At 66.5% G+C, this 14,715-nt stretch carries 12 protein-coding genes; 8 read left to right on the plus strand and 4 right to left on the minus strand.

Going from position 1 to position 14,715, the window contains the following annotated elements; translation table 11 throughout:
- Window positions 1-7 precede the first annotated feature (7 nt).
- Window positions 8-703 carry a DsbA family protein gene (locus C0V76_RS02225; protein WP_101940712.1) on the minus strand — a complete coding sequence of 232 codons (696 nt, stop codon included), beginning with the start codon at window positions 701-703 and terminating at the stop codon, window positions 8-10.
- A 95-nt stretch (window positions 704-798) separates the two neighbouring features.
- Window positions 799-1,671, minus strand: a complete 873-nt coding sequence (locus tag C0V76_RS02230) for an MBL fold metallo-hydrolase (protein ID WP_101940713.1) — start codon at window positions 1,669-1,671, stop codon at window positions 799-801.
- Window positions 1,672-1,773: 102 nt separating this feature from the next.
- On the opposite strand from C0V76_RS02230, the gene C0V76_RS02235 reads away from it, so the two are divergent.
- The 3 genes from C0V76_RS02235 (at window position 1,774) to C0V76_RS02245 (ending at window position 5,188) form a co-directional block, all read left to right on the plus strand.
- Complete coding sequence (locus C0V76_RS02235) at window positions 1,774-2,661, plus strand: LysR family transcriptional regulator (RefSeq protein ID WP_101940714.1); 888 nt, start codon at window positions 1,774-1,776, stop codon at window positions 2,659-2,661.
- 77 nt (window positions 2,662-2,738) lie between these two features.
- On the plus strand, window positions 2,739-4,652 hold the full coding sequence (locus C0V76_RS02240; RefSeq protein ID WP_101940715.1) for a hypothetical protein: 1,914 nt from the start codon (window positions 2,739-2,741) through the stop codon (window positions 4,650-4,652).
- 137 nt (window positions 4,653-4,789) lie between these two features.
- On the plus strand, window positions 4,790-5,188 hold the full coding sequence (locus C0V76_RS02245) for a diacylglycerol kinase family protein (protein WP_101940716.1): 399 nt from the start codon (window positions 4,790-4,792) through the stop codon (window positions 5,186-5,188).
- A gap of 468 nt (window positions 5,189-5,656) precedes the next feature.
- Here C0V76_RS02245 and C0V76_RS02250 read toward each other — a convergent pair whose 3' ends face one another.
- Window positions 5,657-6,544, minus strand: a complete 888-nt coding sequence (locus C0V76_RS02250) for a LysR family transcriptional regulator (RefSeq protein ID WP_101940717.1) — start codon at window positions 6,542-6,544, stop codon at window positions 5,657-5,659.
- A gap of 104 nt (window positions 6,545-6,648) precedes the next feature.
- On the opposite strand from C0V76_RS02250, the gene C0V76_RS02255 reads away from it, so the two are divergent.
- The 5 genes from C0V76_RS02255 (at window position 6,649) to pelA (ending at window position 13,581) form a co-directional block, all read left to right on the plus strand.
- The gene (locus C0V76_RS02255; RefSeq protein WP_101940718.1) at window positions 6,649-7,614 is read left to right on the plus strand and encodes a DMT family transporter; all 966 of its coding nucleotides are present in this window, start codon (window positions 6,649-6,651) and stop codon (window positions 7,612-7,614) included.
- 112 nt (window positions 7,615-7,726) lie between these two features.
- Window positions 7,727-9,748, plus strand: coding sequence for a PEP/pyruvate-binding domain-containing protein (locus tag C0V76_RS02260; RefSeq protein WP_101940719.1), 2,022 nt, complete (start codon window positions 7,727-7,729; stop codon window positions 9,746-9,748).
- Window positions 9,749-9,791: 43 nt separating this feature from the next.
- Window positions 9,792-10,805 carry a zinc-binding alcohol dehydrogenase family protein gene (locus tag C0V76_RS02265; RefSeq protein WP_101940720.1) on the plus strand — a complete coding sequence of 338 codons (1,014 nt, stop codon included), beginning with the start codon at window positions 9,792-9,794 and terminating at the stop codon, window positions 10,803-10,805.
- Between the two features lie 291 nt (window positions 10,806-11,096).
- Complete coding sequence (locus C0V76_RS02270; protein WP_101940721.1) at window positions 11,097-12,011, plus strand: amino acid ABC transporter substrate-binding protein; 915 nt, start codon at window positions 11,097-11,099, stop codon at window positions 12,009-12,011.
- A 217-nt stretch (window positions 12,012-12,228) separates the two neighbouring features.
- On the plus strand, window positions 12,229-13,581 hold the full coding sequence (gene pelA / locus C0V76_RS02275; protein WP_101940722.1) for a pectate lyase: 1,353 nt from the start codon (window positions 12,229-12,231) through the stop codon (window positions 13,579-13,581).
- A 61-nt stretch (window positions 13,582-13,642) separates the two neighbouring features.
- Here pelA and leuE read toward each other — a convergent pair whose 3' ends face one another.
- Window positions 13,643-14,287: a leucine efflux protein LeuE gene (leuE, locus tag C0V76_RS02280; RefSeq protein ID WP_101940723.1), complete on the minus strand. Its 645-nt coding sequence runs from the start codon at window positions 14,285-14,287 to the stop codon at window positions 13,643-13,645.
- Between the last annotated feature and the right edge of the window lie 428 nt (window positions 14,288-14,715).

Below are 14,715 nucleotides of genomic sequence, written 5' to 3' on the forward strand. Positions count from 1 at the left end.
GCTTGCTTCAGGCGTCCGTACAGCCATCCAGCCCGCAATGCGGAATCATTTCAGCCGCATCTGCTGCCGGCACTTGCTGGCGTAGTGCCGCGGCGAAGGCGTCCGGCTGGCCGAGGAAGGGGCTGACATCGATGCGCGTGAGTGCGCCATCGGCCTGTTCCAGCACCAGGGTCGGGAAGCCTTGGCCGCCGACGCGGGCGAGCCAGTGGCGGCTGTCGCGGAAGTGCTGCTCGGTGGCTTCACCCGCGAGTCGCTCGAACGCGGCAGTGAACGAAGCGACCTCCAGCCCGAGTTCGGCAGCCAGCGCCTGCAGCACGGCCTGATCGGCGATACGGCGACCTTCAGCGTAATGGGCGTGTTGCAGGCGGTGTGCCATGTCCAGCCCACGGCCGGCGAGCTCCTCGGCAGCGAGGATGGCGGTGGTCGGCGGAGCGGAGTCCATCACGGCCGTGGTGTCACGCAGCAAACCTTCGAAATAGGCTTCGCCGAAGGGCTGGCCGGTGAGCTGGGCGATGCGGCGGTCGTGCGGCAGCACGTAGTCGCGCCATTGCGGAGTGATGCTGCGCCGGTTGGCGCCGGTCATCATGCCGCCGCCATGCAGGGCGATGCTGAGGCCAGGCACTTCACGCGCCGCGCGGAGCAGCGGGGCGACGGCATAGCACCAGCCGCAAAGGGGATCAAAGATGTAGTGGAGCGTGCTCATGGGGATTTCCTGCGTCTGTTTTTGGTATTCATGACACGCCATTCCCGCTTGCGCGGGAATGGCGGAGCCGGGTCATCAAGTATTGCGCGTTGCGCTCACTGCGGCCACTTCATTTCGCCCTTGATGACCTTGGACGAAATTTCCAGCGAGGCCGCTTCGCCCGCCTGCGGGTAGCTCGCGCTCATGGCCTTGATGAGTGTGGTGGAGTCCTTGGCCCGGGCGGCTTCCTTTTCGAAGGCCTTGAGGTAATCGCCGGTGTAGCTCACCGCACCGAGGCCTTTGGGCGCAGCGCCCAGATAGTGTCCGGGCACCACTGCGGAGGGCTTCAGCGCGGCGATGGCCTTGAGGGTGGCCTGCCAGTCCTGGCGTGACTTGGCGCTCTGCGTGTCGGCCACCCACACATGGATGCCACTGGAGACGACGACGCCCCCGGCTACGGTCTTGAGCGAGGGAATCCACAGATAGCTGCGCTCCGGGCTGGGGCCTTTGAGGCCCTTGATCTGGATGCGCTGGCTTTCGAGCTTGAGCGTATCGCCGGCCAGCACCTCGGGCAGCACCAACTTCTGCGGCGCATTGTCCTTGAGGATCGGGCCCCAGTAGGCGAGCTTGCCGTCCATGCTGGCCTTGATGTGTGCCACGGTCTGCGCGGTGGCAAGGATCTTCGCGGCCGGGAAAGCGGCCTGAATCACGTCCAGCCCGAAGTAGTAGTCCGGATCGCTGTGGCTGATGTAGATGGTGCTGAGGGTCTTGCCGTTGGCCTTGAGCTTCTGCACCAGGGCTTCGGCATCGTTACGCTGGAACTGGGCGTCGATCAGGATGGCTTCGTGTTCACCACTCAGAATGCTGGAGCTGACCGGGAAAATGGCGTTCTCGCCGGGGTTGTAGACCTCCAGCGTGAGCGGCGCAGCCTGGGCGGCCGCCGTGAAACCGAGGGTGGCGAGGGCGATGAGGAGAGGCTTGCGGAGCATGTCGGGCTTCCTGTGCGGTTGGAGTGAGTGAAGAATAGGTTGCTTGGATCGCACGAAAAACCCGTTATATTGCAATGATTGATTGCTTGAATCGGACGAATTGTGGATCGCATCATCGCCGCCGAAGTGTTTGTCACCATCACCGAGCGAGGCAGCCTGATCGCGGCGGCCGAGGCGCTGCAGATGTCGCGCGCCATGGTCACGCGCTACCTCGCCGAGATGGAGCATTGGGCCGGCGCTCGCCTCCTGCATCGCACCACACGCCGCCTCGGCCTCACTTCTGCGGGAGAGGCCACCCTGGTGCGCTGCCGCGAGATGCTGGCGCTGGCCGGGCAGATGCCGCGCGCGGCCGATGCGCTGGCGGATGAGCCGGCCGGCATGCTGCGCATCGCCTGCGCGCCCTCACTGGCCCTGGCGAGTCTGGCGGCGGCGGTGGCGGCCTATCTTGCGCGCTATCCGCGCACCGCGATCGATCTGCAGATCGGCAACAAGGCGGTGAATCTGGTCGAGGAGCGCATCGATCTGGCGATCCGCATCACCAATCAGCTGGATCCGAACCTCATCGCCCGCCCGCTTGGCCAGTGCCCTTCGGTGATCTGCGCCGCACCGGCCTATCTGCAGGCGCGGGGTACGCCGCAGCGTGCTGAGGACCTGGCCCTGCACAACTGCCTGACCTACGCCTATTTCGGCAAGAGCCTGTGGAATTTCGAGCGCGGCAGCGAGCAGCTGAGTGTGCCGGTGAGTGGCAATCTCAGCGCCAATGATTCGGTCGTGTTGCTGCAGGCCGCCGTGGAAGGCGCGGGCATCAGCATGCAGCCGGTGTATTCGGCCGCGCCCCTGATTGCCAGTGGCAAACTGGTCGCCCTGCTGCCGCAGGAAGTGCCACAGCAGTTGGGCATTTACGGCATCTACAGCTCGCGCCAGCACCAGTCCGCCACCCTGCGCACGATGCTGGACTTTCTGGCGAGCTGGTTCGCGCGGCCGGGCTGACTTCACACCGGGCTCACACGCGCCTCACACAGGCCGGCCAGACTGGGCGCCTGTCCTGATGCCTGTCCGGAGTACGTGTGAGCCCCTGCCTGTTGCCTGATCGTCGTCTGCCCTGTGGCCCGCTGAGCCTGTCACGCCTGCTGCGCCTGGGCGCGATCTATGGCCTGCTGTGCCTGAGCGGTGCGGCCCTCGCCTGGGGCGCTGGCGAGCGTTTCTGGCAGGTCTCCGGCCTCGGCCTGATCCTGCCTGGCGGTGGTTTCTTTGCACGCGCCGATTGCGCCTCCGCAGTGGGGCTGCTGCAGGCTGGGCTGTTCGTTGCCAGCCTGCTGATTTTTGCTGCGGCGTGCCTGCTGTGGTTCGCCACCGGCAATCTGCTGGCGCCCCCGGCGGCCTGGCTGCTGGCCGCACTGATGGCCGCGTGGATGCAGCCCGGCGGGGCCAGCGCGGATTCGCTGCGCGAGCTGTGCCTGCTGGCGCTGTGCGGGTTGCTGAGCGCGCTCCTGCTGAGCGTGCTGCATGCCTGGCGTGGCCGCCGGCGGCGGGCACAGGCCAATCACTATCTGATTCATGAGGCCGCAGCACTTGCTTGCCGGTTCGAGCGGCCCGCCGAAGTCTTGCCTGCCGAGCTGAGCCCGCAGGAGCTCAAGCTGATGGGCTTTGTGCTCGACCGAGCCCTGCAGCCGGTGGCGGAGTTCGAGGGCATCGAATGGCGCGACCAGTTTCAGACCGCGGCCGTGCGCTACCAGCTGCACTTCATGGGCTACGCTCTGGCGATGGCGCGCAGCACCCGCCTGTCGGCCTTCAGCGGCTACCTTGATGAGGCCCAGCAGAACCTGATCCACAAGCAGGCCGATCACCGCGTCTGGCGCTACTGGGCACTCGAGAACCTGTGGGGCAACCTGCGCTGTGATCCGGACCCCATTGCGCGCGAAAACATCATGTACACCGGTTTTCTGGCCACCCAGATGGCGCTCTACCAGGCGTCCTCCGGGCGCCGCGAGTTTTCCCGACCCGGCAGCCTGCCGCTCAGGCATCCCGACGGCAGGATTTACCAGGCCGATCTGCCGGCGCTGACGGCTGCGCTGCAGCGCGGCTTCGGCGATTCTCCCTTCACCCTGATGGCTTGCGAGCCGAACTGGATCTATCCGCTCTGCAATGCCATTGGCGTAGCCGGCATCCGGGCCTGCGATGCCCAGCGTGGGGAGCGGCACTGGGCCGGCCTTGCCGCGCGCTTTCGCTCCGCGCTTGAAACCGAATTCATCACCCTTGGCGGAGCCTTCGTGCCGTGTCGTTCGAGTCATACCGGGCTGGCCTTGCCGGGCATCGGCGGCGCCATGCCGCAGGCCTTGCCGAGCTTATTCCTGAACGCCAGCCTGCCGGACATCGCCCTGCGTCAGTGGCTGCTGCTGCGCCGCAGCCTGCTCGATGCGCGCGGCGCCCTGCGCCTGACGCGCTTCTGGCCGATCGATACCGGCAACTACGGTTACTCGCCGGCTGCGGCCCTGGCGGCCACGGCGCTCGCAGCGGTGGAGATGGGCGATCGTGAAGTTGCGGGCGTGTGTCTCGACGCCCTTGAGCAAACGTGCCCGGCACGGGACGAGTCTGCGCAGGGCGGCCCATTCTGGCGCCCGCGCGCCTCGGTGTGGGCGCATGCCGTGGAGCTGATGGCGCGCAGTGGTGAGGCAGGTGCTTTCCGGCGCTTGGTCACTCAGCCGAACCTGCCCGCCAGCCAGCCGCATATCAGCCGCGCCGCCTATCCCGAAGTGCGGGTGGCGCGTGCCGTGCAGCACGCCGGTGTGCTCATGGCCACCCTCTATCCGGGCCTGCGCCCCGGCCTGCAGACGCTCGATCTGGCCGGGTTGCGGCCGGGGCAGATCTATCTCTGTAGCGGCTGCGTCGAAACCCGGGTGCGTGCCGATGCGCAGGGTGCGGCGCGCGTGACGGTGCCGCTCGACGCGCGCCGCGAGATCCTGATCCAGCCCCACACCTGAGGAGACAGAAATGGCTTGTTGCGTATTGATTGCCGCTGCCTGCGGCCTCGTGCTGGCTGCCTTGCGCGCCTTGCCGGGGCGGGCTCGGCGTACAGCGCCGGATCCGCTGCGCTGGCAGCCCGCACGGAGGCCTCCGCATGCGCCGCGCTGAGGGCCGGGCGGATGGCCGCTTCTCGCTGCGGCAGCGCCTGCAAAGTTTCCGTTACGCCGGCAGCGGCATCGCCTTCATGTTGCGCACCCAGCACAACGCCTGGATCCATCTCGCCTGCACCCTGGTGGTGGGTGCGCTGGGGCTGGCCTTGCGAATCAGCGCGGCGGATTGGCGCTGGCTGCTCGTGGCAATGGCGCTGGTGTGGCTGGCCGAGCTGATCAACACCGCCATCGAGTTCGTCTGCGATCTGGTTTCGCCTGCGCATGATGAACGCGTCCGGCGCGCCAAGGATCTGGCTGCCGGCGCGGTGCTGGTCTGCGCGCTGACCGCCGCAGTGCTGGGCGCCCTCACCTTGTGGCCGAGGCTGAGCGCGTTGGCGCTGTGATGGGGCTGGCTGTTGGGGCCGTTGTAGGGCCGGCTTTAGCCGGCGGGGCCCGGGTGGCGTGTGGTTTTGCGGCTGAAGCCGCACCTACGCTCGTGCCTGTTGTGCCAGGCGCTGGGCACCGGGGCGCTTGTCGGGGTTGTTGTAGGGCCGTTGTAGGGCCGGCTTCAGCCGGCGGGGCCCGGGTGGCGTGTGGTTCTGCGGCTGAAGCCGCACCTACGCTCGTGCCTGTTGTGCCAGGCGCCGGACACCGGGGCGCTTGTCGGGGTTGTTGTAGGGCCGTTGTAGGGCCGGCTTTAGCCGGCGGGGCCCGGGTGGAATGTGGTTTTGCGGCTGAAGCCGCACCTACGGTCGTGGCCGGGTTATGGCAGGTGCTGGGCACGGGGGAGCTTGTCGGGGTTGTTGTAGGGCCGGCTTCAGCCGGCGGGGCCCGGGTGGAGCATGGTTCTGCGGCCAAAGCCGCGGGCTTACTCAGGCCAGCCGCCCCGGCAGCAGGAAGTCGATGAAGGCGCGGGTCTTGGCGGGCAGCAGGCGATCCGGCAGGGTCACGAGGTGGATCTGGCGTGGTGGCATCTGGCAGTCGGCCAGGATCTCGATCAGTTCGCCGCGCTGCAACTCCGCATCCACCAGGTAGCGCGACAGGGCGACGATGCCGAGGCCTTCGAGGGCCGCACTGCGCATCACTTCAACGCTGTTGGCAGCCAGCGAACCAGCCACTTCCAGCGTCAGCAGTTCGCCTTGCGGGGTGCGCAGCTGCCAGTTGTTGAGGCGGGCTTCGCCGGCATAGAAGATGCAGTTGTGGCGCGCCAGCTCCTGCGCCTGGAGCGGTGTGCCATGCGTCTTCAGGTAGGCCGGTGCAGCGCAGATCACATAGGGCAGCTCGGCCAGGTGGCGCGCCACCAGCCCGGGTGCCGGGGTGTTGGTGAGGCGGATGGCGATGTCGACCGCACTGGCCGCCAGATCAGCGAGCTGATCGCTCAGCTGCAGCTCGACCCGGATTTCCGGGTAACGCAGCAGGAAGCGCCCGATCTGCGGACCCAGCACGTGGTTGCCCCAGGAATGCGGCGCCGTGATCCGCAAGGTGCCGCGCGGCGTGCTGGAGAGCTCCTGCAGATGCGCCTCGGCGCTGTTCATCTCGTCAAGCACGCGGCGGCAGTAGGCATACAGCGCCTCGCCGGCCTCGGTGAGGCTCTGGCGGCGGGTCGTGCGATGCAGCAGGGTGAGGCCGAAATCCTTCTCCAGTGCGCTGATGCGCTTGCTCACCACGGCGCGCGAGCAGCCGAGGCGGTCTGCCGCAGCCGAAAAGCCACCCGCTTCAACCACTTCGGCAAAGCTGGCCATATTGATCAGGCGTTCCATGATTTGCGTTTATTGAGAAACAATCATGTTCGACTGTAGCGCTTTTTTGACAGATCGACTCACCCTAAACTGCAGCCATCCCCCGCTGCAACCGAGATCACGCCATGTTCGCCTTCCCGCCCCGTTTGAGTCCCGCTGCCTGGGGCGGGCTCGCCCTGCTGACCGCCACCGTCATGTGGGGCGCCGCCTTCCCGGTCTCGAAAGCCGTGCTGGCTGACATGGACCCGATCAGCATGAGCCTGTGGCGCTATGGCATCGCTGCGCCGGTCTTCATGGCCCTGCTGGCCTGGCGCGAAGGTGCGGCTGCCTTGCGCCTCGAAGGCCAGGGCTGGAAGTTGCTGGGCCTCGGCACCCTGGGGTTTGCGGGCTTCAACCTGCTCATGTTCTACGCCGTGGGCATGTCGCGGCCGGAGTTCGGTGCCATCGTGATGGCCCTCCAGCCCCTGATCGCGGTGCTGATCCAGTGGGTCCGCAGTGGCCAGCGCCCGGCGGCGCGCAGTTTCGTGGCCCTGGCCCTGGCGGTGGTGGGCGTGCTCCTGCTGACCACCGACGGCCACCCGGCGCGGCTCACCGAACATGCGGCGCTGCTGCCCACCCTGATGATGATTGCCGGCGGAATGTGCTGGGTGCTGTATTCGATGGGCGCGGCAGCCTTCCCGCACTGGTCGCCGCTGCGTTACACCGCACTCAGCAGCAGCGGGGGGGCGCTCGGGCTGGTGGCTTTCTGGCTGCTGGCGGGCGCCTTCGGTGCGCTGCGTCTGCCCTCCGCCGCAGCCTTGCCCGCGTTGGCCCCGGCCCTGCTGTTTCTGGTGCTGCTGGCTGCCGTGCTGGCGGTGCTGTGCTGGAATCAGGGCATGCGCCAGATCGGCGCTCAGCGTGGCCTGCTCTTCATCAATGTGGTGCCGCTCACCGCGCTGCTGATCGGTGTGTTGCGTGGCCACGCGCTGGGCAATGGCGAACTGATCGGGGCGGCACTGGTGCTGGTGAGTCTGGTGCTCAACCAGCTGGGCGGGCAGGCCGGGGCCAAGCCTTCTTCAATCCTGCGCCCGGCGCTGGCAACGCCCAAATGAAGGCGCGAGATGGCCGGATCAGTGGCCCGCAGGTGCTCCGGTTGGCAGACCTGTGGCCCAAGGCCGGTGGCATGATGGGGGCCCTGACATTACCCTGGCATCTTCATCCCGCATGAGCTGCACTGCGTCCGTTTCCTCCCTGGCTTGCCGCCTCCGCCGAATCGTCCTAGCGGCGCTGTGCCTGCTCTCCCTTGGCACGCTGCCCGCCCAGGCCCAGCTGGCAGCCAAGCCCTCGGCCTTCCGCGCGGCAGGAGAAGTCGATCCCCTGCCGCCGGCGAGCGAGGCCTATCGCCATCACATCAGCCAGCGTGCCGACTTCGATCGCCTGGCGCGGCGCTACAACCTCGGCACACCGCTGGAGCTGCCGCACCTGCTGTTCCTGATTGACCGCCAGCACGGCGACCAGCCCTACTTCATCAACACCCGACGCTATGGGCTGCATGAGCAATTCCTGACCCGCGGGCCACTCCACCTGCAGCTCGGGCGCGCCGCCATGGCCGCCAACTACCGTGCGCCGGACCGGCGCTTCATCCTCGGCACCCTGAGCTGGCAGAACAGCACGCAGCAATGGACCTTCGAATGCTGGGAGGGCGACCAGCTCGATACGAACCTGCTGCGCACCGTGCAGCAAAGCCTGCAGGCAGCCTTCTTCGCGCCCTTGCTGTTCAAGGCCAACGCGCAGGCCCATGAGCGGGTGGCGACAGCCGCCGGCGTGGCTTTCGTGTCGCAGGAGCAGCTAATCCGCGAGCAGGCTTTTCTGCCCCTCAACGAGGGCGTGGCAAGGGGCCGGGTGCGTGTGGTGCCGGCGGGCGGCATCGTGGCCGATGCAGATCCACAGGACATCCTGGTGCTCGACGAAGTGCCGATCAGCCTGCCGCCGGTGGCGGGCGTCATCACCAGTCGTCCCTCGACGGCCATCTCGCATGTCAATCTGCTCGCCAAGGGCTGGGGCATTCCGAATGCCTGGCTGCGCAACGCGCTCTCGGAGCTGTCCGGCTACGACCGTCAGTGGGTGGAACTGCGGGTGACGCGCACCGGCTATACGATCCAGCCGATTCCGCCGCAGACGCTGGTCGTCGCGCACAAGGCCCGCACGCTGCCGCGGCCCGATCTCAGCCACCAGAGCCTGACGCCGCTGAGCCAGCTGCACGCCCGGGATCGTGCGCATTGCGGCGCCAAGGCCGCCAATCTGGGTGAAATCCGCGCAGCAAAGATTCCCTCGGTGCAGGTGCCGGATGGTTTCTGCATCCCTTTTGCGCGCTACGCCGCGTTCATCAAGCGTGCCGATGCCCAGGCCCTGATCCAGGCCGCGCTGGCCACACCGCACTTTGACGACGATGCCCGCGTGCGCCATGCCGCGCTGGAGACCCTGCGCAGCCAGCTCATCGCCCTGCCGCTGCCGGCTGCCTGGCTGGCTGAGTGGCAGGCGCAGTGGCAACAGCAGCTGGGCGGCACGGGCGTCTTCGTGCGCAGCTCCTCCAACTCGGAAGACCTGCCTGGTTTCAGTGGCGCCGGCCTCTACACCACCGTGCCCAATGTGCGCCTCGCCGAGGCCTTGCCCGAGGCCGTCAAGACCGTCTGGGCTTCGGTCTTCAACAGTGAAGCCTTCGAAGCCCGCCGCGCCGGCGCCATCCCGCTGGAGGCGGTGGCCATGGGCGTGCTCGTCCAGACCGCCATCGATGCGCGCCGCTCCGGTGTCATGATCACCCGCGATCCTTTCGATCCGGCGCATCGCGGCGCCAGCTACATCGCCGCCAAGCGCGGCATTGGCATCAAGGTCGTCGAGGGCCGCCGGATCGCCGAGCAAGTCATGGTCGACGCGCGCAGCGGCGCTGTGCAGTTGCTCAGCCATGCCGACGAACAGAGCGAGCTGACCCTCGATGAATCCGGTGGCGTGCGCGAGCGCGCCATCGATGAGGCCCATCAGCAGCAAACCGTGCTCGACGAAGCCAGCGCCCGGCGGCTCGCGCGCGTTGGCAGCGCCATCCGCCAATTGTTCCGGGGTCGCGATCAGGACATCGAATGGGCCACCACCGAGGGCGAGCAGATCGTCGTCCTGCAGGCCCGCCCCTATGCAGCCGCAGTGCCCACCCGGCTGGCCACGCAGCCCCCCAGACGCCCCGCCCGAAGCTGACACACGCTTCGCAACATTCCCACCACAAGCAGGAGAACCGCCCATGAAAGCCGTTGCCTACCAGAACATCCTCCCCATCGAGCACAGCGATGCCTTGCTGGACCTTGAACTGCCCGAGCCGCAGCCCGGCCCGCACGATCTGCTGGTTGAAGTGAGTGCCATCGCCGTCAATCCGGTCGATACCAAGGTGCGCAAGAGTGCGACCCCGGCGGCGGGCGAGTTCAAGGTACTGGGCTGGGACGCCGTCGGCCGGGTGCTCGCCGTGGGCGCCGAGGTGACGCTGTTCAAGGCCGGCGATCGAGTCTGGTACGCCGGCTCCATCGCCCGCGCGGGTGCCAACAGCCAGCGCCATGTGGTGGACGCACGCATCGTCGGCCATGCCCCGCAGTCTCTCCCGGATGCACAGGCCGCGGCGCTGCCGCTGACCGGCCTGACCGCCTGGGAAATGCTGTTTGACCGCCTCGAAGTGAAGCAGGGCGGCACGAGCGACGACGCCATCCTGATCATCGGTGCAGCCGGCGGCGTCGGCTCGATCATGACCCAGCTGGCACGCCAGCTCACCGGCCTCACCGTGATCGGCAGCGCTTCGCGGCCTGAAACCCAGGCCTGGGTGCGCGAGCTCGGCGCCCATCATGTGATCGACCATAGCCAGCCGCTCAGCGAGGAACTCAAGCGCATCGGCATCCCCCAGGTGCGCTACGTGGTGAGCCTCACCCAGACCGACCAGCACATCGCCCAGATTGCCGAATGCCTCGCACCGCAAGGCCGTTTCGGCCTCATCGACGATCCGGCGCCCTTCGACATCAAGCTGCTCAAGCGCAAGTCCGTGTCCCTGCACTGGGAGCTGATGTTCACCCGCGCCCTGTTCAACACGCCGGACATGGTCGCCCAGCACCAGATCCTCGACCGGCTTGCCGCCCTGGTCGACGCCGGCCAGATCCGCAGCACCCTCGGCGAGCACTTCGGCCCGATCAATGCGGCCAACCTCAAGCGCGCCCATGCTCTGCTCGAATCGGGCAAGGCCCGCGGCAAGATCGTGCTCGAAGGCTGGCGCTGAACGCAGTGGGGCAGGGCGCCCGCCGGGGCGCCCCGCTGCAGCCGGCACAGCGTCAAAGCACAGGATGACGGACTTGGGCGCGCCGCAGCAATGGCCCTTGAGCCGGGCAGGCTTGTGAAAAATAAGGTTTCACAGAAAGAAGATATACAAGCCGTACGAAAGGGTATGTTTTAGAATCGAACCAGTTCGCAGTTGCTCACCGCCCCGGTTGAGCATGTGCGTTTGCCTGTCGGGCGGATTGATCCGTCTGCACCAGGCCATCTCCTGTATTTTTGAAGATCAAGGTTCCCGATGCTGTACATCCTTTCCCGTCTTTCTTCCGGCCTGGCGATTGCCGGCCTGCTCGTTGCCAGTTCCGTTGCGTATGCCCAGACCCCCGCTGATTCGCTGGCCCGCATCCGCCAGACCCAGACCATCACCATTGCCAATCGCGAAGCCTCGCGCCCCTTCTCCTTCGTCGATGAAAAGGGTCAGGCCAGCGGCTACTCCGTCGAGCTGTGCCAGCGCGTGGTCGAGCGCCTGCGCAAGGATCTCAAGCTGCCCAACCTCAAGGCCCAGTACATCACCGTGAGCGGCGCCGAGCGCATTCCCAAGATCAAGAGCGGCGAAGCCGACATGGAATGCGGCTCCACCACCAACACCAAGGCACGTCAGGAGCAGGTCTCCTTCTCCTACACGATCTTCGTGGCCGGCATGAAGATCCTCACTCGCAAGAATTCCGGCATCACCGATCTGCGCACCATTACCAATGGCAGCATCGCACTGAGCAAGGGCACCACCTCCGAGAAGCTCTTCAGCCAGCTGCGTGATCAGGAGCTGCGCACCACCGAGCTCAAGAGCTACCCCAGCAACACCGAAGCCCTCAAGGCCCTGCAAGCCGGCAAGGCCGTCGCCTTCCCGCAGGACGATGTGCTCCTCTCTGGCCTGCTGTCCACCCTGCCGGATCGCGATCAATACGCCCTGGCCGGTGACTACCTCTCGATCGAGCCCTACGCCATCATGGTGCGAAAGGACGACAACGAACTGCGCAGCGCCATCGACAAGACCCTCGTCGAGCTCTACGCCAGCGGCGAGATCAACCGCATCTACGACAAGTGGTTCAACACTTCCAGCCTGCAAGTGCCGATGTCGCGCCTCACCCGCGAAGCCTTCACCCGTCCGGCCAAGGATTCGGGTTTTGCCAAGGTGCTCGGCTACACCCTGTAATCACATGACAGGCGGCCTCACCGCCTGACGCGCTGTCCGCATCACCCGGAAGGCCTCGCGCAAGCGAGGCCTTTTTGCTGCGCGGCAGTTCAAGATCGCAAGCGGGGCCGGCAGAAAAAAGAAGCCCCCGAAGCCCTCCGCATGGTCAGAATGCGGCTGGGCTGGCCGCAATCCGGCACGGCCCGATCAAACAAGAAACATCCTTGGGAGGAGAACCATGATCACCACACGCCACAGCGTGCTTGCCCTGCTGCTTTGCGCCGGCCTCAGTGCCTGCGGGGGCGGCGGCAGCACATCCGCCAGCACATCCAGCAACCCGGCGAGCAGCAGTGCCGCCAGCAGCGCAGCGGTTTCGAGCTCGGCTGCCAGCAGCAGCGCGAACCGATCCACCACCAGTAGCTCCAGCAGCAGTGCCGCGGTCAGCAGTGCTGCTCCGATCCTCAGCCAGAGCGGCAACCCCGCCAGCGGCGAGATGACGACTTACCAGATCCTGCTCAGCACCACCGGCGATGCAGCGGCCAAGCTCGCCGCAGACATGGCCAAGGCCGACGTCATGCTGACCTGGCAGACCACCGAGGGTGGCTTCTACAAGCACCTCACTGACTACAAGAACACCGCCAGCACCAGCAAGACCGCCTTGTACGTCACCAAATGGGTCGCCGGCAGCAAATCCTCCACCTGGCTGGGCGTGAATGGCGAAGATCTGGGCACCATCGACAACGACGCCACTACCTCTGAGCTCTTCTTCCTGGCCGACGTGTACAAGCGCAGCGGCGATACCAAATACCGCGATGCGGCCCGCAGAACGCTCGATTTCCTGCTCCTGATGCAATACCCCACGGGTGGCTTTCCACAGGTGTACCCGGCACGCTCAGGCGACACGCCCTATTCCAACTACGTCACCTTCAATGACGACGCCATGGCCCGGGTGATGCTGGTGCTCGATCAGGTCGCCAAGAAGACGGCCCCGCTGGATGCCACCGACCTGTTCACCGCCGAGCAGTACGCCAAGCTGGCCACCGCCATCGACAAGGGCGTGGACTACATCCTCAAATCCCAGATCGTGCAGAACGGGGTGAAAACGGTGTGGTGCGCCCAGCACGACCCGGTGAGCTACGTGGCACGCGAGGGTCGCGCCTATGAATGGCCCTCCAAGAGCGGCAAGGAGTCGGTCGGCGTGATCGGTTATCTGATGAGCCGGCCGCAAACCGCCGAGATCAAGGCAGCCGTGCAGGCGGGCCTGGCCTGGTTTCGCAGCAGCGCCGTGCAGGTGGCCAATACCGCCTACGTCAATCGTGCCTCCGGCAGCACCGACATCACCTACAACCCGATCCAGACTCAGGCGGGCAGCGTGATGTGGTACCGCTTCTATGATCTGGACAAGGATGTCGGCTTCTTCAGCGGCCGCACCCCGAACGGCAGCGATTGCAGCACCCCGGCTCCCTTCGCTACCTGCACCGGCAAGCAGTACGACATCATGGCCATCGAAGCCGAGCGTCGCTACGGCTACTCCTGGGGCGGCGCCTACGCCTCCAGCCTGCTGAGTTACGCCACATCGGTCGGCTACTGAGCCACTGCAAGCGCATGAAAAAGGCCCCGCCAGTGCGGGGCCTTTTTCTGTCTGCTGCCGATCAGCTCAGGCTGGCCGTGGCCAGCTTCACCCCGAAGCCCAGAAACACCCCGCCCACGCTCGCCGTGCCGGCGGCGGCGAGGCGCTGACGGCTGCGGAACTGGGCCGCCAGATAAGCCCCGCCGAAGATCAGCGCCGAGAGATACAGCGCGCTCAGGATCTGCAGGATCACGCCCAGGATCAGGAAAGCCACCGCCGGCTGCGCCGCCTGCGGATCCACGAACTGGATGAAGAAGGAAATGAAGAACAGGATCGCCTTCGGATTCATCAGGCTGATCACCAGCGCACGCTGAAAGGGTTTCGAGGCCTCCGCCTGCGCTTCGCTCCCGGCCGGCGCGTCGCCACGCCAGTTCGCCAGCGCCTGGCGCAACAGGCTCAGCCCCACCCAGCCCAGATAAGCCGCCCCCGCATACTTCACCAGCATGAACAGCGCCGGATGCGTCTTCAGCAAGGAGGCCGCGCCGGCTGCCGACAGGATCATCAGCACGGTATCGCCCAGGAATACCCCGCAGGCGCCGCGATAACCCGCCGCCACGCCCTCGCGCGAGGCCACCGCCATCACGTACAGCGAATTCGGGCCGGGCAGCAGCACGATGAACAGCGCGCCCAGCGCATAGGTCCAGATATCCGTCACACCGTAAAACATGCCTCACTCCTGGAGCAGAAAAACAGCCGAAAGCTTACGCCTTTGTCCGCCATCCCGGCCGGCTACAGCCGGCGGGGCCCGAGGTGGCGTGGGGCACATGCGGCTGAAGCCGCACCTACGAAAACCCACTCGTCTCCGATCAGTGCCTCGTCGGGCCGGCTTCAGCCGGCGTGGTTCGAGGTGGCGTGGGGCACATGCGGCTGAAGCCGCACCTACGACAACCCACCCATCTCCGATCAATGCCCCGTAGGGCCGGCTTCAGCCGGCGGGGCCGGGGGTGGCGTGGGGCATATGCGGCTGAAGCCGCACCTACAAAAAACCCACCCGTCTCCGATCAGTCCCTCGTCGGGCCGGCTTCAGCCAGCGGAGCCCGAGGTGGCGTGGGGCACATGCGGCTGAAGCCGCACCTACGAAAACCCATCCGTCTC

The organism is Uliginosibacterium sp. TH139 (assembly GCF_002855595.1).
Taxonomy (GTDB): domain Bacteria; phylum Pseudomonadota; class Gammaproteobacteria; order Burkholderiales; family Rhodocyclaceae; genus Uliginosibacterium; species Uliginosibacterium aquaticum.